The 18,682-nt window shown below is 32.5% G+C and carries 9 protein-coding genes; 3 read left to right on the plus strand and 6 right to left on the minus strand.

Going from position 1 to position 18,682, the window contains the following annotated elements; all coding sequences use genetic code 11:
• Positions 1-138: 138 nt before the first annotated feature.
• On the minus strand, positions 139-4,338 hold the full coding sequence (locus C820_RS10785) for an S-layer homology domain-containing protein (RefSeq protein WP_251855594.1): 4,200 nt from the start codon (positions 4,336-4,338) through the stop codon (positions 139-141).
• 582 nt (positions 4,339-4,920) lie between these two features.
• A complete protein-coding gene (locus C820_RS10790) occupies positions 4,921-10,023 on the minus strand; it encodes an S-layer homology domain-containing protein (protein ID WP_004033983.1) in 5,103 nt (1,700 codons plus the stop codon).
• A gap of 650 nt (positions 10,024-10,673) precedes the next feature.
• On the opposite strand from C820_RS10790, the gene C820_RS10795 reads away from it, so the two are divergent.
• Both C820_RS10795 and C820_RS10800 read left to right on the plus strand, forming a co-directional pair.
• Positions 10,674-11,333, plus strand: coding sequence for a TetR/AcrR family transcriptional regulator (locus C820_RS10795; protein WP_004033981.1), 660 nt, complete (start codon positions 10,674-10,676; stop codon positions 11,331-11,333).
• Positions 11,330-12,559, plus strand: a complete 1,230-nt coding sequence (locus C820_RS10800; RefSeq protein ID WP_004033979.1) for an MFS transporter — start codon at positions 11,330-11,332, stop codon at positions 12,557-12,559. Before C820_RS10795 ends, C820_RS10800 begins: the two co-directional genes overlap by 4 nt.
• Positions 12,560-12,761: 202 nt before the next feature.
• On the opposite strand, the gene C820_RS10805 is transcribed toward C820_RS10800, so the two are convergent.
• Positions 12,762-16,535 carry a phosphoribosylformylglycinamidine synthase gene (locus tag C820_RS10805; RefSeq protein WP_004033975.1) on the minus strand — a complete coding sequence of 1,258 codons (3,774 nt, stop codon included), beginning with the start codon at positions 16,533-16,535 and terminating at the stop codon, positions 12,762-12,764.
• A gap of 154 nt (positions 16,536-16,689) precedes the next feature.
• Between C820_RS10805 and C820_RS10810 the strand changes: the two genes are divergently transcribed.
• On the plus strand, positions 16,690-17,055 hold the full coding sequence (locus C820_RS10810; protein WP_004033972.1) for a zinc ribbon domain-containing protein: 366 nt from the start codon (positions 16,690-16,692) through the stop codon (positions 17,053-17,055).
• A gap of 50 nt (positions 17,056-17,105) precedes the next feature.
• On the opposite strand, the gene C820_RS10815 is transcribed toward C820_RS10810, so the two are convergent.
• The 3 genes from C820_RS10815 to spoIIAA are packed head-to-tail and all read right to left on the minus strand — an operon-like array spanning position 17,106 to position 18,639.
• The gene (locus C820_RS10815) at positions 17,106-17,843 is read right to left on the minus strand and encodes a SigF/SigG family RNA polymerase sporulation sigma factor (protein ID WP_004033965.1); all 738 of its coding nucleotides are present in this window, start codon (positions 17,841-17,843) and stop codon (positions 17,106-17,108) included.
• Between the two features lie 12 nt (positions 17,844-17,855).
• Positions 17,856-18,293: an anti-sigma F factor gene (gene spoIIAB / locus C820_RS10820; protein ID WP_004033964.1), complete on the minus strand. Its 438-nt coding sequence runs from the start codon at positions 18,291-18,293 to the stop codon at positions 17,856-17,858.
• Positions 18,283-18,639 (minus strand): anti-sigma F factor antagonist, encoded by a 357-nt coding sequence (gene spoIIAA, locus C820_RS10825; protein WP_004033963.1) that lies wholly within the window; start codon positions 18,637-18,639, stop codon positions 18,283-18,285. The genes spoIIAB and spoIIAA overlap by 11 nt, the downstream gene beginning before the upstream one ends.
• Positions 18,640-18,682 lie beyond the last annotated feature (43 nt).

Genomic DNA, 18,682 nt, shown 5'->3' on the forward strand with positions numbered 1-18,682 from the left:
GGGCATACACATTGTTTTATAGATATTTGTACTTCTTAATAATTAACATTGATGTCCCTATATCAATGTTTTTCGGACACTTCTATTTTAAACACTAACTATATTATTTTTTGAGTTTATGCAATTTTTTTGTTTTTATTATTCTTGTATTATTTCAATTGTGAAACTATCTGTTATTTCAATGTTTGATTTTTCACTTATTAAAGCAGCTGCCAATACTTTCACTGTAATAGCATTTGTTTTTGTTAATTCAGCTGGAGTTTCGCTATCACTTACAATTTTAATCACTGCTGTATTAGCTGCTGCTGTTACTTCATTTACTGTAGCTGTAAAACCTGATGGTAAATCTGTAATTTCAAACAAATTAGTAATAGCAGTATCAGCAGCAACAGCTTTAAAAGCATCGCCTGTTAATTCAATGGTAATTGTTTCTTCAAATTTTGCTGTTGTTGTTCCTGTTAAGTCAGTTGGTGTTGTAGTAATTTCTGCTGTAGCTGCTTCTGTAGCTGCGAATGTAGCAGTTCCTGTTTTAACACCATCTGTTCCATCAGCTAAACTCACTTCAGTTCCTTCATCATCTGCACCAAGTTTTACTTTAAATGTGTTAGTAAAATTATCTGCAAAACTATAACCTTCATCAGCATTTGGTGTTATTGTAACTATAGCTACATATGCTGTGCCAGGTTTGAAGTATTTTGTACCATCTACATCAGCAAAATTATCAGTATTTTCGCTTTCTTCATATGTAACAGTTGCTGTATAACCAGTTCCTGTTACTGTTTGTGCAGTAGTAGGTACAGCTTTTCCTCCTACTGGTATATGAGTTTCGTTAAGTGTGATGTCTGCAATTGATGAAATTGTTTTGTTGGTATCATTATCTAAAGCGATTGTATAAACACCCTCTGCAACTTTTTTACCATCTTTTGTAACAGTTACAGTCACTTTGTCGCCTGCTACTAAATTTCCTGTTGTTTTTTCTGTGCCTGTATTATCAGTTACTTTAATTGTAGCTATACCTACAGTATCTGTAAGTGCTACGTCTTTAACTTTTACTGTAAAGTTTGTTAGTGTCATTACAGAAACTTCTGTATTTTCTGCTACTGTAATAGTACCATCTGTTACAGAAACAATACTTGTAGGTGCATTTGCAGCTTTCTCTAATGTTGCTTTTTCAACTGTTACTGGTATATTTTCTTCGCTTACTTTAATACCAAGTGTTACATCTGAACCAGTCACATCTTTAATTGCTGCTGTAATTGTTGCACTAGCTACTTCAGCATCTTTTGCTGTAAAGTCAGTCGTAGCTACACCACTTTCATCTGTCGTAGATGATGCAGCTGAAAATGTTCCAGCATCTGTAGCTGCTACACTCCAATTTACTGTGGCATCTTTTATTGGTTCACCATATTGGTCTTTTACAGTAGTAGTAAGTGTTAATTTTCCACCTTTTGCTACTGTTACTACTTCGCCTTCTTTTATTCCACCTTCTGCTGTAATGTCTGTTAATGTTTTCGCTACTGCTGCTGGTTCAGCTTTGATAGTCGCATCTCCAGTTTTCTTATCACTTTCAGTTCCATCTTTTGGTGTCCATTCTGCTGTTACTGTAATATCTTTTGTTGTTGTTGTTCCTGCTGTTAATCCAGCGTCATCAGCAGAAATAGTAAGTGAAGCTGTTGGAGTAGTTATTGTATTAAATTCTGTAGAGTAATTTGTGTCTGTAGTTGACCATTTATATGTTCCTCCATCAGGAATATCCATAATTGCGTTATCTAAAGTTCTTCCTTCTAATGTAAATGTTACTGTATCATTTGGTCTGAAATTTTTTGTTTTATTCTTTGACGTTTCTGGTACTACTCTAATTGCATAAAGTTCTGCTGGTGTTGTTGTCATAGTAATTTCCATAGTACTTACTTCCTTCAAAGTAACACCCTCTATTTTCGCAGATACATTAACAACATAACCTTCTTCAGCAGCTACATTTTTAATCGTTACAGACTGACCCTCTTCTAAAAGTTCTTTTTTAATTTCTACTTTTGTTTTATCTGCTATATTAATCTCTTGACCTTCACCATCTGTAATAATCCAGTCAAAACCTGTTATATCGCTCCAAGACAACTGTTCGCCAGCTGCATTTTTTACATCTGCAAATATACGTATTGCTGAACCCTGATTTAATGGCTGTGTTGGGTCTACAGCTGATGATGTGAATATAATAGAAGCTGGTGTTTTATCTTGTGGTGGTGTTACAGTACCACTATCTTCTATATCTGCTTTTACAATAAATTTAATTTCTGTAGCACTTGCTGTTGCAGTATCAGCAACTATAACATCTTTTAAACCAGTAAGGTCTTCTACTTTAACTTCTGCATCAAAAATATAACCTGTTTCTGGTGTTAATGTAATTGCTGCTTCATATTGTTTTGTTGTAGTTTCATCTGCTGTTGCTGATGTGCTTACAGCTGACCATTTTTCTGCTGCTACTTTTACGCCTGTAGGCACTCCTTTTAATTTAGCAGTTTCACCTGCTACTGGTGTATCTAATGTTATTCCTTTTACATCTGCTGCTGTAATTGTTACTGTTGCTGGTGTAGATGGTTCTTCTTCTTTCTGTTCTACATTAGGTATATTTTCTCCAGCATTAGATGTGTCTATTGTACCAGGTACTGTAGCCTCAATTTTATTTACAGTACCTTCACCTGTAACTTCTGAACCTTTTGCTGTAGAAGAAGATGTAATAGTATCCACTTTTGCATCTGCTGCAACATCTACTTTAGCTATAGCTGTGTCAGAAAGTTCTACTTTTCCTACTGCAGCACTATCTTTTACAGCAACGTCAGCACTTGCACTATCGCTTACTGCTACATTTTCTACTTTTGCATTTTCATTTACTTTTACTGCTGCTGTTGCGTCACCTGTTAAAAGTACATTGCTTACTTTTGCATCACCTTTGAGTTCAACAGTTGCTTCTGCACTATCTACAACGATATTCTGTGCAGATGCACCACTTTTTACACTAACATCTGTGCTACCTTCGCCTTTTAATACAATATCTTTTGCGTCACCTGTTACATCTACTTTATCAACAGAAGCATCTGCTGCTACTTCTACAACAGCATTATCTCCAGCTTCTACTGTATTTACTTTTGCTCCTTCTGCAATTTCAACAGGTGCTTGTGCTTCTACTTTATTCAGTTCAAAACCAACAATTTTCGTTGCTACTTTTGCTAATACAGATGCACTCAATGCTCTTGGTGTACGTGTTCTGATAACCACTTTGTCTGCACCTGCTACGTTGTTTCTAATTACTGTGATTTGTCCGCTTACACTTGTTTTACCCTCAAAATAAATATCAACTGTACTACTTTCTGCTGCTACTGCAGTATCTTCTCCTATGTAAGCTGCTGCTGTTGCTGTATCATCTGCATAAATATCAACATCGCCTTTGAATTTAATATCTTGCAAATCAATACCACTACCATCAACATAAATTGCTGTAGTACCTGTCAATGTTTTGCCGCTGTAGTCATTTGCTTCTTTTTGAGAACGAATAGTTACATTGTGTGTTTTTTTGTCTTTGTCGCTAGAGCTAGAAGAGCTAGAACCTTTGCTGCTTCCGCCGCCACCACCGCCGCTAGTCCATACCATGTTACCAGCTTCAGCTGTTCTGTTGTCTTCTGTGCTAGTGTTATCTCTGTCAGTTGTATCGATTTCACCTGATGGTGTAGTTGTTGTGCTGCCGCCACCTAATACTCTATCTAATGTAGAAACAGCTTCTGCTCTTGTCATGCCTTTGCTACCACCAAAGCTACCATCAGGGTAACCGCTTAAGTAACCTGCTGCAACTGCTGCTCCTACTGCACCTTTTGCCCATGCTGGTATAGAAGCTGCATCTGTAAAGTTATTTGCTGCTGCTTCATTTGGTGTTAAACCTTTTGCATTGCAAATAAATACAGCTGCTTGCATTCTTGTTACTGTTTCGCCTGGTCTGAATGTACCATCTTCAAAACCACTTGCTACTCTGCCGCCTACTGCTTTTGCTACATCAGCATAGAACCAGTCACTTTCTTTTACATCACTAAAGTTAATAGATGCACTAGAAGTAAATGCTGTTGGTGCTGCACTATTTAACAGTCTTACAAATTCTGCTCTTGTAATTGCTCTGTCTGGTTTGAATGTGCCGTCTTCATAACCGCCAATTCTACCTTCATTTTGCCATTTTGTAATTGTAAATTCTGCCCAGTGGCCAAAAATGTCATTAGATGCTCCAAATACAGGAGCTACACTGCTTACTGTCATTGCTGTTGACAATAAAAACGCTACTGCTTGATACCTTTTCATTTCTTAAACTCCTCCTTAAAAATAAAACAAATTTTGATATAGTAATAGAGAGTTTGCCCTCCTCTCTTTAATATAATTATAAAAATTTATATTATCCCAAAAAGTATACTTTTTAAAGAATTGCTGTACTTTTAAAAAGAATACATTTGCTATAAATTTTTATGCCTTTACTATAACACAATTTATTTAAAATGTCTAAGAAAATTTTTAAAATTTTGCAAAAAGTGAAGAAAATCTATTTTTCCAAAAAGTATACTTTTTGGCAATTTTTACATGATATATTTCTGTATTTTCAATACTTTTTTCATTTCTATTTCATTTTAAAAGAATACTTTTTATTTATTTTTTTCAAAAAGATTTTGTTTTATATTTTGTTATTTCATACATTTTAATAGTTAATACTTTATTTTTCTTTTAAATTCAACATTTTTTGAAATTTTAGCTACTATTTTTTTATATTACTTTTTTATGCAGTTTGTACAACAAAAAAGCCAAAAAGAGCATTAGCTGATTGCTAATGCTCTTTTTGATTATTACGGCAGTCCTTTTACCGTTTTTAAGAATGTTAAAAATGTTATTTGGTTATTTGTTTTCATCATCGTCTGATGGTTCAACTGTTTCTGCTTTGTTTTCATCATCGTCTGATGGTTCAACTGCTTCCACTTTGTCTTCTTCATCGTCTGATGGTTCAACTATTTCTGCTTTGTCTTCTTCATCGTCTGATGGTTCAACTGTTTCTGCTTTGTCTTCTCCATCATCTGATGGTTCAGTTGCTTCTGTTTTGTCTTCTTCATCATCTGATGGTTTGGTTGCTTCTGTTTTGTCTTCTCCATTATTTGATAGTTCAGTTGTTTCTGTTTTGTCCTCACTATCATTTACAGTAGTAATTGGTTTTTCATTTCTTTTTGCACTTATATGTGCCTGACTATTTGTACTAGGGTCGCTAGAGCTAGATATTGTAATAGTAAATTTCCATGTTTGATTTCCACTTTCATCTGTACCAGCTTCACCTTCTGATATAACACTTTCGTCTATTCCAGTTAAAACAGGTTTTGTAATGGTTTCTGCAAATGTATAGCCTTCTTTTGCTGTAAATGTAATATCTGTTGTATAGTTTCCATCTGTTTCTGCCCATTCAGTAGCAGATACTGTATATTTGTCTGTATCTCCCTGTTTTGCTGTAAGTGCTCCTATTTCTGGTAATCTTTCTGCTGTTGGAAGGGCAATTGTTTCAGTAATACCTACAGAAGAAATTTTATTTGCATCGTTATTTTCTGGTACTGTATAAGTAACTTTAAATTGCATTTTCATTTCATTTGGTATTGAATTTTTATTGTCTGGGTCTTCTTGTATTTTTTCTACTGTAATACCTTCTCCTGAAGGTGCCCCCTTAAATGTATTAATATTTTCATAATCAAGGCTATAATAGTGGTTGCAATCTCCAGTGTCATCATCAATAAAACCTGCTCTAAATTCAATTATAAAGGAATATACATCTCCTGCTTGTACTGTATCTCCTGTTCCAGATTCTTTTGTCCATTCTGCAATCTTTCCGTTTTTTGATTCAAGAAAATATCCATAACTTGTATCTGAGCCTCCCCTATATGGTGCGTATTCCTCATTGTCTGGTATCAAGCTTATTGTAGGCAACTCTGTATCACCTATTTGAGGAAGATCTATCCCTGTAACACCATCCTTAGATTTAACACCTATGCTTTTAACAACAGGCATTACTATAATTCTAATAGCCTCAGCATCTGTATTTGGAACTAACTTTACAACAGTATCTTCATTATAGCCCTCTATATATCTCTGTGATATAGTCATTTTATCTATAACAATGTTTTTTGTACCTGTTGATGTTGCTGGTGCACCAGTAAATTTAACACGAAGTGTACTACCTTTTAGTTCTTTAACAACAGCATTTACGCCTTCTGGTAAACCTTCAAACCAATCAGAAATATCTGCACCTTCTCCTAATTTTTCTTGATTATATGCATAATTAGACACAATAACATCAATATGATCCTCCATATTATAAATATCTTTCTCTGCTTCTTTTATTGGTTTACCTTGTACCCACCTAAATCCCTTTTCAAAATCATAATAATTATATACATCTACACCTATAATTGGAACTATTTTACGGTCTTGCACCACTACTCCAATGTCTGCACTGAGGTCTTCTGTTGGCTGTGTATAACCTTGTTTTGGCTGTATCATTTCTTTTGGAATTGTTACTGTATACTGTATCTTTTTATCTTTTGTAGCAGTACCTGTAGTATTTGTAAATGTTACCTTTATTTTTTTAATACCTTCTTCTTCTACTATTTCTGCTTTTGCATCTAATTCTTTCGCTACAGCAGCATTTTCTCCAACTGCTTCTATTTTAATATCATATCCTTCTGAAACAACAATATCTTCTACATTATTGATGGTAATGGAAGCAAAATTTGAATATCCTTCTGTTGGATATAATGTAATTGCTGCTGGATATGCTTCAGGGTATACTGAAACATCTTCTTGTGTAATAGGTCCTGTTTCAGTGCTAGGGAATGTTACCAAGATATGTACCATATTGCCCTCGCCTTCTCCAACAACAGAAGCCTTTGATACTTCAGCACCTTCTATATGACCACTTATATCAAGTTCTACTTCTTCTCCTACAAATTGATAACCTACTTGTGTTTTTAACCATATATCTGCTTGATAAGATTTTCCTGATTCAAAATTAGCACCAGCAGGAAATGGCTCAAATTCACCGCTCTCTTCATTGAGCACGTTCCAACGAGTGGTTTCTAATTCATCTTCATTTTTACTTTCAAACGCTCTATATTTTTCATAGTGGCCTATATTCAGCATATTTGACAAAGTTGTTGTTCCTTGTCCTGCAATAGGTTTTTGTAAAATACCAACTATAACAGATGTCACTTCTTCTAATGCTAATACATTCACAGAAACCGTTTTTTCGATTTGCTTTTCATTTCCGCTTTCATCTTTTGCTGGAACACCAAGCATAGTTACTTTGAATGTAACTTCTACATCAGTTGAATTTTCTGCTGGTAAACCATCTTCTGGTAAATTTGTTATGGTAGCTTCTACATCAATACCTTCTATATCTTTGATACCTTCAATTTGTTTTGCTGCTTCTGCAATTTTTGTTTCAATTACTTCTTGATTTTGTCTGTCTGATGCTGGCAATTCTTCAATGGCAATACCTTCTGCATTTTCCAATGCTTCTACTGCTGTTGCAAGTGCTTCTTTTTCTTCGTCTTCCAGTCCTGCTGCAACAACAACACTTGCTTCACCAGTTTTTGTATTGTCTACTCTTGATATTGCTTTTACTGTAATTTCTTTTCCTTCTTCTATGTCAGCATCTTCTGTTAAACTTATTTTTACGCCTGTTGCAATATACCCTTTTTCATATATACCTTCACAGCTTACACCCTTTATAGTATCTGCAACACTATTGTAAGGATTTCTAATAACCTTTCCATCTGCAATGACTTCAAATATTACGTCTTTAGTATTTATAAATTCTAAATTTTCACCTTCAAGTTCAAACGTGAATGTGCCAGAACCACCTTTTACAATTTTTCCAGCAGTAGGAGTATTTACATTTACAACATTCACAACAGGTGACCTATCATTTGTTACTACTTCAATTTCTATTGTTGCTGTTTCTTCTCCTGATTTTGCTGTTACAGTAATAATTGTACCTTTTTGTACATATCCTGGTATAACTAACTTTGCTTTTTTACTGTCTTTTTCATCTTTTTCGACTCTATATTTTTTGCCATCTGCATCTTCTGCACTCCATATAATATCGCCTTCTAGTTCTGTTGTTAATTCTACAAAACTTTCTGCAGTATTTATTAGTATTTCTGGTGGATTTGCTGTAATTTTATTTGTTGTATTATCATCTTCACCTGGTTTATTGTCATCTGGGTTTGGAGAAGGTGTTGGAGTATCTATTACATCTACAGGTGTTTGCACCTCTTCAGATTTTTCTATAGTGCTTGGATCTGATGCTTCAATTTTTCCTATTTCGCCCTCTCCAGAAATTTCTGTTTTTCCTGTAGAGGTAGAACTGATTTCGTCTACTTTTGCCTCTGGTGCAACATCTACTTTTGCAGTTGCTGTATCACTGAGTTCTACTTTTTCAACATTTGCTTCATCTTTTACAATAACATCTGCATTTGCACTATCACTTACTGCTACATTTTCTACTTTTGCAGTATCATTTACTACAACTTGTGCATTTGCATTGTCACTTACTGCTATATCAGATACGGCTGCATTACCTTTTAACTCAATGTTCGCTTCTGCATTTTGATTTACTTCTACTTTTTCTACACTTGCACCATTTTGTACTGTAATATCTGTGCTGCCTTCTCTATTTAATACAATATCTTTTGCATCACCTGTTACAATGACTTTGTCAACGCCTTCTGCACTTTCTGAAATATCAACACTACCTTCATCATTTACTTCAACAGTATGTACTTTTGCACCTTCTGCAATTTCAACAGGTGCTTGTGCCTCCACTCTACTAAATTCAAAACCAAATATTGCAGTTGCTGCTTTTGCTATAATAGATGCACCTAATGCTCTTGGATTACGTGTTGTAATAACCACTTGAAAACTTGGAGCATTATTTTCTACAATAGTAATCTTTCCGCTTATACTTGTTTTGCCCTCAAAATAGATATTGATTTTTTCAAAATATGCTGCTCCTACTGCTACGTCATCAGTAGCATAAGCACTTGCCACTGCGGCATCACTGTTTACATGAATGTCAACATCGCCTTTAAATTTAATATCATTTAATTCTAATCCATTGTTTGCATAAATTGTTGTAGTACCTGTTAATGTTTTACCTTCATAGTCATCTGCATCAGATTGAGAACGAATTGTTATATTGTGTGTCTTTTTGTCGTTGCTGGAAGAATTAGAGCTTTTTTTGCTGCTTCCTCCACCTCCTCCATTTGTCCATACCATATTACCAGCATCTGCTGTTCTAGCTTCTTCTTTTTCGTCGTTTTCTTGTTTATTTGAAGCAGGCTGCGGTATATTTGTACCTCTATTTCCTAATACTCTATCTAACGTTGAAACTGCTTCTGCTCTTGTCATACCTTTATTTCCACCAAAGCTACCATCTGTATAACCACTCATATAGCCAGCAGATACTGCTGCTCCTACTGCACCTTTCGCCCATGATGGCATACTTGCTGCATCTGTAAAAACATCTGCACCTGCTTCATTTGGTGTCAATCCTTTTGCATTATATATAAATACCGCTGCCTGCATTCTTGTTATTGTTTCATTTGGGCGGAATGTACCATCTTCAAAACCGCTTGCTACATTGCCACGTACCGCTTTTACTACATCAGCATAATACCAGTCACTTTCTTTTACATCATTGAATTGTATCAATGTTGTAGATGTAAAAGCTGTTGGTGCTGCACTATTTAAAAGCCTTACAAACTCTGCTCTTGTAATCGTTCTATCTGGGCGGAATGTACCATCTTCATATCCTCCAACTCTACCTTCATTTTGCCATTTTGTAATTGTTGCTTCTGCCCAATGACCTAAAACATCACTAGATGCTCCAAATATAGGAACTACACTATTTACTGTCATTGCTGTTGACAATAAAAAAGCTACTACTTGATACCTTTTCATTTCTTAAACTCCTCCTTAAAAATAAAACAAATTTTGATATAGTAATAGAGAGTTTGCCCTCCTCTCTTTTATATAATTATAAAAATTTATATTATCCCAAAAAGTATACTTTTTGAGAAAATAACTTTTTTCCAATTTTTTTAATTTTTTAAAAATTTTTTTGGACATTTTAAATAAATTGTGTTATAGTATAAATATAAAAATCTATAAAATTTGTATTACTTTACACTTAGGGAAAAATTTGTCAAAAAGTATACCTTTTGACAAATTTTATGTTATATATTGTATTTCAATACTTTTTCACTTTAGATTTATTTTTAAACGATGTTTTTTATATCCTTTTTTGAAAAAACTTTTATTTTACATTTTGTCTTAAATATTATTTCTATATTTAAATTTCTATTTTTCTTTAAAATTCAACATTATTTGAAATTTCATCTATAATTTTTTTATAATTATTTTTTATGCAATTTATACAACTAAAAAGTCAAATAAAAGGTTGAGAGTTACCCCTCAACCTTTTATTTTTTTCTAAAATTTTTTTATGTTTTATGATTGCTATTTCTTTACTTGACAAATGAATATAATTTCTATATAATTGTTTTTGACTAAAAGTCATTAACTATATATTGTAATAGGAGGTTTGTTTCTTGGCTAGACCTGTTAAAAAAACACTTGAAATATGGAAAAAAGAAATATTAGATGCAGCACAAACATTATTTCTTTCGAAAGGATTTGAGCAAACTTCTATATCTGATATTATGGATATAGTAGGAGGAGCTAAAGGAATGTTTTATCACTGTTTTAAAAGTAAAGAAGAAGTCATGCACACATTATGCGATAAAATGTTTTTTGAAAATAATCCTTTTGAAAAAATTAAAAATCGTACTGATTTGAATGGTTTACAAAAAATAAAAGAACTTTTGGTTATAAATCAGTCAGATACAAAGCGAAATGATTTTAATTTACAAGCTATGTCTATATTAAAAGACCCTCATATTTTAGCATCAGCTATTGAATCAAATAAAAGAATATTAACACCTCTATGGTTTGAATTACTAGAAGAAGCTAAAAAAGATGGTTCTATCAAAACAGAATATACAAAAGAACTTTCTGAGATTTTACCACTTATTAATTTTTGGCTTATTCCAACAGTATATCCTGCCACTGCCGAAGAAATCCATCACAAATATCTTTTTATAATGGAAGTACTTTCTCATATGGGATTACCTCTTTTTCATGATAAAACAACAGCTTTAGCAGAAAAATTTATTGCTGATATTTCAGCTAAAGGGGGAAAAAAGCAATGACACAAAAATTATTTTCAAAAAATTTTATACTTCTTATATTAGGACAATCTGCTTCTTTGTTTGGCAATTTTATAGTAAAACTTTCTCTTTCTATGCATATATTAGAAAAAACAAAATCTGCTGCTATATTTGCTGGAATATTGTCTATTGCCACAATTCCTACTATTTTATTTTCTCCTTTAGGAGGTATTATTGCTGACAGAACAAATAAAAAAAATATTATGGTTTTATTAGATGTACTTACTGGAATTTTTATTTTATTTGCAACTATTTTGTTATCTGAAAATAATGATATTATCATAATCACTATGTTGCTTTTAATACTTTCTATACTAACAGCATTTGAAACGCCTACTGTACAATCCTGTATTCCATCTATGTTGACAGGTGATAATATCACAAAGGCTAATGCAATTGTAAATCAAATTGCTTCATTATCTTACTTCATTGCTCCAATGTTAGGCAGTATATTATATACTATGTTCGGTTTAAAAAATGTAATGTATATAAGTATTCTTTTCTTTTTTATTACTGCTTTATTAGAATGTTTTATTCAATTAAATCATTGTACTTCTTACAGTAATAACAATTTATTTTCTATTATCAAACATGACTTTTTATATAGTATGCAATATATTTTTAAAAAACAGACATCTATTTTTAAAATACTTGTTTTCACTGCTATTTTCAGGTTTTTTGTAACAGGTATTACTATTGTTGGACTTCCTTATATTGTACGTACTATTCTTAGTTTAAATGCGAAATATTATGGTGCTGCAGAAAGTGCATTAGCTATTGCTACTATTTTAGGAAGTATCGCTTCTGTAGTTTTTGCAGAAAAATTAAAAATACATAAATTATATCATATTCTTTGTTTCATTGGTTTATTTATAATTATTGCTGGCATCGCCTTTATATTCCCAATCAATGCTATTACAAAATATGGTATTAATATCATTTCTTATTGTGGTATACAAATTTCCGTCACTATTTTCTCTATTTTTGCAGTTTCTTATATACAACAAAAAACACCAAATCATATTATTGGAAAAATTATGTCTTATACTTCTGCTATTACATTATGTGTTCAGCCTATAGGACAAATGGTATACGGCCTGTTTTTTGATTATTTTCATAATAAAATATATATTGTTATGATAATTACAGGTATCATTGTATCTACTATAGCAATATCATCATCAAGTTTTTTTAAAACATTAAAATAACAACGAATAATATAAAAAAATCACTAACTTAAAAAATTAGTGATTTTTTCATTATAAATTTTGTTTCTATTCCATACACAATTAATATTCTTTTTCTCCTGTGTTTAAGTCAATAATAGACATTGTTAAAAGTGCCGCAGATACTGCTAGTGATACTGCACTCAACACCAATTTTGTTACTTTCACAATAGTCACTCCTTTATTATTTAAAATAATTTACACCAGAAAGAAATATCTTTTGGTCTTTTTCTCCTGCTACATTTTTATAAAGACCATTTCCAATTCTTTCAGAATGTCCCATTTTTCCAAATACCCTGCCATCTGGGCTTGTAATGCCTTCTATGGCAAAAGCAGAACCATTTGGATTATAACGAATATCATAAGTAGGTTTTCCTGAAGGGTCAACATACTGTGTAGCAATCTGTCCTTTTGCTGCTAATTCTTCTAATACAAATTGAGGTGCGACAAATCTTCCCTCTCCATGTGATACAGGTATAGTATAAATATCTTCTGGTTCTACCGACCATAGCCAAGGTGACAAATTAGATGTAATTTTTGTATCTACTAAACAAGAAATGTGTCTACCAATTTGATTATATGTTAATGTTGGACTGTTTTCATCAATATCTCTAATTTCACCATAAGGTACTAATCCTAATTTAATTAGTGCTTGAAAACCATTACAAATACCTAGCATTAAACCATCTCTATTTTGAAGTAAATCCATAACAGCCTCTTTTATAGCAGGATTTCTAAATGTAGCTGCAATAAATTTTCCAGAACCCTCTGGCTCATCTCCTGCACTAAATCCTCCTGGAAGCATAATCATTTGTGCATTACGTATCATTTTTTCCATTTTCTGTATCGTTTGTTCTAATGCTTGTACAGAAAGATTTGCTATAACAAGTGTTTCTACTTCTGCTCCTGCTTTTTCAAATGCCCTTTTTGAGTCATATTCGCAGTTTGTGCCTGGGAAAACTGGTATAAATACACGAGGCTTTGCAATACTATGTGCATTTGTTGCTTTTTGTTTTACATTATAATTTGCAACAGTAATGTTTTCTTTTTTGCAATCTTTTGTTTTTGTTGGGAAAACACTTTCTAATGGTTTTTGCCATGTTTCTGCTGCTTGTTTAATGTCAATTTCTATATTACCATAAGTGATAACAGGTTCTGCTATAGTTTCTCCTAATACAATAGCATCTGCTCCTTTAAAGTCAAATACTTTAGAATTTACCAATTCCAATACAAAAGAGCCATATTCAGGTTGGAAGAAATCTTTTTGTTGTAATTCATCATTTAATTGTACACCTATAAAATTACCAAAAGCCATTTTACTAATTGCTTCTGCAATACCGCCACTTTTTACAGTATGAGCAGAAATACAAATTCCTTTTTGAATATAGTCATGTACTAATTCAAATATTTTTTTCAAATATTCATAATCTGGCAAATGATTTTCATCTAATCTAGCAGGTAAAAATACTACTTTATTTCCTGCTTTTTTAAATTCTGGAGAAATAATTCCTTTTACATTTTCATAATCTACTGCAAAAGAAACTAATGTTGGAGGTACTGTCATATCTTCAAATGTACCAGACATACTATCTTTACCACCTATTGCAGCTATACCCATTTCCATTTGTGCTTTAAATGCACCAATCAGTGCTGCAAAAGGTTTTCCCCATTTTTCAGGACTTGTTCCTAGTCTTTCAAAATATTCTTGAAATGTTAGTCTTGCTTTTTTATAGTCACCACCTGCTGCTACAATTTTTGCAAGTGACTCTACTACTGCAAATACTGCCCCATGAAATGGACTCCATTTTGCAATTTCTGGGTGATAACCAAAACTCATTATTGTAGCAGTAGTAGTTTCTCCTTCTAACATAGGCACTTTTGCAGCCATTACTTCAGTAGGTGTAAGTTGGTTTTTGCCTCCAAAAGGCATAAGCACTGTGCTTGCTCCAATTGTAGAGTCAAAACGCTCCACTAATCCCTTTTGTCCCGCAATATTTAATTTTTGTAAATTTTCAAACCATGCTTGTTTAAAATCTTGTTCAATAAGATTTTCAGAAACAGATGTTTTCTTGAAAAAGTTATCCCTTGTAGGCATTTTTATAATAACATCTGTCACTTGTGTTGCACCATTAGTATCTAAAAAGTCCCTTGAAATATTAACAATATCTTTTCCTCGCCAATTCATAATCAATCGTCTATTATCTGTTACAACAGCAACTTTTGTTGCTTCTAAATTTTCTTCTAAAGCATATTGTATAAATTTCTGTACATTTTGTTCTGAAACAACAACTGCCATTCTTTCTTGTGACTCTGATATAGCAAGTTCTGTGCCATCTAAACCATCATATTTTTTAGGTACAGCATCTAAATCAATTACTAGACCTTCTGCAAGTTCTCCTATTGCAACAGAAACACCGCCTGCTCCAAAATCATTACATCTTTTTATCATTTTACTGACTTCTGGATTGCGAAACAATCTTTGTAATTTTCTTTCTGTAGGAGGATTTCCTTTTTGTACTTCTGCTCCACAATTTTCAATAGAAGAAACAGTATGTTCTTTAGAAGAACCTGTTGCACCACCACAGCCATCACGTCCTGTTCTACCTCCTACTAATATAATCGCATCACTTGCTTGAGGTACTTGTCTTATAATATTTTGTTTTTTTGCTGCACCAATAACTGCACCTATTTCCATTCTTTTTGCTACAAAACCTGGGTCATATATTTCTACAACTTGTCCTGTTGCCAAACCAATTTGATTACCATAAGAACTATATCCTTTTGCTGCTTCTGTTACTATCTTTCTTTGAGGTAGTTTTCCTGTTATAGTATCAGACACTTTACCTGTTGGGTCACCTGCTCCTGTTACTCTCATTGCTTGGTATACATAAGAGCGTCCAGATAATGGGTCACGTATTGCTCCTCCTAAACAAGTTGCTGCACCACCAAAAGGCTCTATTTCTGTAGGGTGATTATGTGTTTCATTTTTAAACATAATTACCCAATCTTCTGTAACACCATCTACATCTACAGGTACAACAATAGAACACGCATTGATTTCTTCTGATTGGTCTAAATTATCAAGCAGTCCTTTTTTCTTTAATGCTTTCATACCCAAAACAGCAATGTCCATTAAATTGACATCTCTTTGTGCTTCTTTTTGTCCATATACTTCTTTTCTTTCTGATTGATACAATTCATATGCCTTTTGGAAAGGTGATTTATATTTTCCGTCTTCAATTTCCACACTTTGTATTTTTGTTTGAAATGTTGTATGTCTACAATGGTCAGACCAATATGTGTCAATTACTTTAATTTCTGTTACAGTAGGATTTCTTTTTTCTGTATCTCTAAAATATTGTTGACAAAATAAAAAGTCCTCTTTACTCATTGCTGTAGATAGTTGTTGACGAAGTTGTTCTAGTTCCTCTGGTGTTTTATTGATAAAGTCATCAAAATCTTTTACATCTTCTGGTATTTCCATTTCTAGCTGTAAGCTACTTGGTTTTTCAAGAGAGGCTTCTCTGCTATCTACAGGATTGATACAATATGCTTTTACTTTGGTTATTTCTTGTTCTGAAATGTTTCCCTTTAATGCAAATACTTTCGCTACTGAAATAGTAGGCTTCTCTGTTTGAGAAATAAGCTGAATACACTGCATAGCAGAGTCTGCTCTTTGGTCATATTGTCCTGGCAAAAACTCTGTTGCAAAAACACTTTCATCTTCTGAAAAAACAACTTCTTCATAAACATAGTCTACAGGAGGCTCTGAAAAAATAGTAGTTTTTGCACTTTGATAATCTTTTTCGCTAATTCCTTCTACATCATAACGATGAAGTATTCTCAAAGAAATTAAGCCTTCTATAGCTAGATTTTCTTTTAAATCCTCTAAAAGATGTTGTGCTTCTACATCACAGCCAGCTTTTTTTTCTACATACAGACGTTTTATATTTCCCATGTCGTAATCCCTTTCATCTATTCACGATTTATTTTTAACGACGCCGATTGTTTTTTTATCGGCTTTATTGTAATATTGTACCATGTTATGATATAATTGTAAAAGGATTTTTAATAAAATGATTTTATTGCTTTATTTGGGGAGGTAGTAATTTATGATTTTTATTTACAATTTTGGCTCTAAGTCAAAAAACCTTTCGTCACAGTCTGGTATTTGTCCTCATTGTGGCCGTATGTGTCAATTTGATGTATTTTTGAGATATAGTTATTTTAGTTTATTTTTCGTTCCTTTATTCAAATGGAATAAAAAATATTATGCAACAAGCAGTTGTTGTAATGCAATGTATTCTATACTTTCAGAAGTAGGAAAAGACATCAAAAAAGGCTTAATCACATCTATAGATGAAAGTGATATGGAATATGTTTCTGGTTCTTCTTATTCAGAAAATAATTTTTGTACCTATTGTGGTGCTCCTCGTAATGGAAATAATTATTGTGCAAAATGTGGAAACAAATTTTAATAGTATAATTATTGCCAAGTGAAATTATTTTTCTACTTGGCAATATAGTATTATATTTGTTCCATTTTCTTTCTTATTCTTAAAAGCACCTTTTTTTCTATGCGTGATACTTGTACTTGAGAAATGCCCATTTTTTTAGCAATATCTGACTGTGTTTTATCTTCAAAATATCGTAATACAATAATCTGCCTTTCTTTTGGTTCAAGCTGATTTAATATTTCCTTTAATGCAATTTTTTCAATCAATTTTTCATCTGTATCATTTTGTTTTTGTTCTAGCCTATCTAATACATACATATTTTTACTATTATTATCTCCTTGATAAACAGTAGCATAAATGCTTTCTACTTCTCTATCAGCGTCCATAGCTGCTACTAACTCCTCTACTGATACTTGCAATTCTTTTGCTAATTCTCCTATTGTCACATCTCTACCTGTTTTATGAATAAGCATTTGTCTTGTATATTTTGCTTTTACAGCTAATTCTTTTAATGGACGGCTTACTTTAATCATACCATCATCTCTTAAAAATCGTTTAATTTCTCCCATAATCATAGGTACAGCATAAGTAGAAAATTTTAAGTTCATAGTAACATCAAATTTTTCAATACATTTTAGTAATCCAATCGCACCAATTTGATATAAATCTTCTAAATCATATCCTCTTCCTTGAAATCTTTTTACAATAGACCATATCAATCCTGTATTTTCAGAAACAAGTTTTTCTTTTGCTTGTTGTTCTCCAGATTGTGCTTGTTGTATTAACTGATATACCTCTTGCGTTTCCAATATATCATCTCCTCACAAAAAGGTATTTTGATTGACAATTTTTGTCATAGTAATTTTTGTTCCAACACCTTCTACACTTTCTATTATCATATCGTCCATAAATGTTTCCATAACAGTAAAACCCATACCAGAACGCTCTAGCTCTGGTTTTGAAGTATACAAGGGTTGTCTTGCTTGTTCTATGTCTTTTATGCCTTTTCCTTTATCTGTTACTATAATGCTTACTTTATCCTCTATGTATCCACAAAATAATGTTACAATACCTTCTTTATTTTCATAGCCATGTATAATAGCATTTGTAACTGCTTCTGACACAGCTGTTTTAATGTCTGTAATGTCTGATACAGTAGGATTTAACTGTGATATAAATGTTGCTGCTACTACTCTAGCAAATGCTTCATTTTCAGATATTGCTTTAAATTGTATTGTCATTTCATTTTCATACTGCATTTTTTACACCTCCCATTTGTTGCAATGCTTCTGCTACACTTTGATATTGTGGAATAATTTTTTGCATACCTGCCATTTGAAATATTTTTGAAACTTTTTCATTTGCATTTACAACAGCAGTTTTTCCTCCATAGGCTAATACATTTTTATATCTTCCTATAACCATACCAATACCAGAACTATCCATAAATGTTACAAATTCAAAATCAAATACTAAATTTTTTGTATCACTTTTTTGATATTCCTTCTCAATTTTTTCTCTTATTATCGCTGCACAATGATGGTCTATTTCTCCCTGTATTTTTACAATCAGTGCAGATGATTTTTTTTGAAATTCTATTTTCATATTTTTATTCCTCCCTTACAATAAAACTTCTCCTATTTACTAT

The organism is Clostridium sp. MD294 (assembly GCF_000364165.2).
In the GTDB taxonomy this organism is placed as follows: domain Bacteria; phylum Bacillota; class Clostridia; order Lachnospirales; family Anaerotignaceae; genus Coprocola.

What these genes read in the sequence shown, in the direction of transcription:
- C820_RS10785 (WP_251855594.1), bottom strand. Translation starts at nt 4,338, where the DNA reads ATGAAAAGGTATCAAGCAGTAGCGTTTTTATTGTCAACAGCAATGACA.
- C820_RS10810 (WP_004033972.1), top strand. Translation starts at nt 16,690, where the DNA reads ATGATTTTTATTTACAATTTTGGCTCTAAGTCAAAAAACCTTTCGTCA.
- spoIIAA (WP_004033963.1), bottom strand. Translation starts at nt 18,639, where the DNA reads ATGAAAATAGAATTTCAAAAAAAATCATCTGCACTGATTGTAAAAATA.
- C820_RS10800 (WP_004033979.1), top strand. Translation starts at nt 11,330, where the DNA reads ATGACACAAAAATTATTTTCAAAAAATTTTATACTTCTTATATTAGGA.
- C820_RS10805 (WP_004033975.1), bottom strand. Translation starts at nt 16,535, where the DNA reads ATGGGAAATATAAAACGTCTGTATGTAGAAAAAAAAGCTGGCTGTGAT.
- C820_RS10790 (WP_004033983.1), bottom strand. Translation starts at nt 10,023, where the DNA reads ATGAAAAGGTATCAAGTAGTAGCTTTTTTATTGTCAACAGCAATGACA.
- spoIIAB (WP_004033964.1), bottom strand. Translation starts at nt 18,293, where the DNA reads ATGCAGTATGAAAATGAAATGACAATACAATTTAAAGCAATATCTGAA.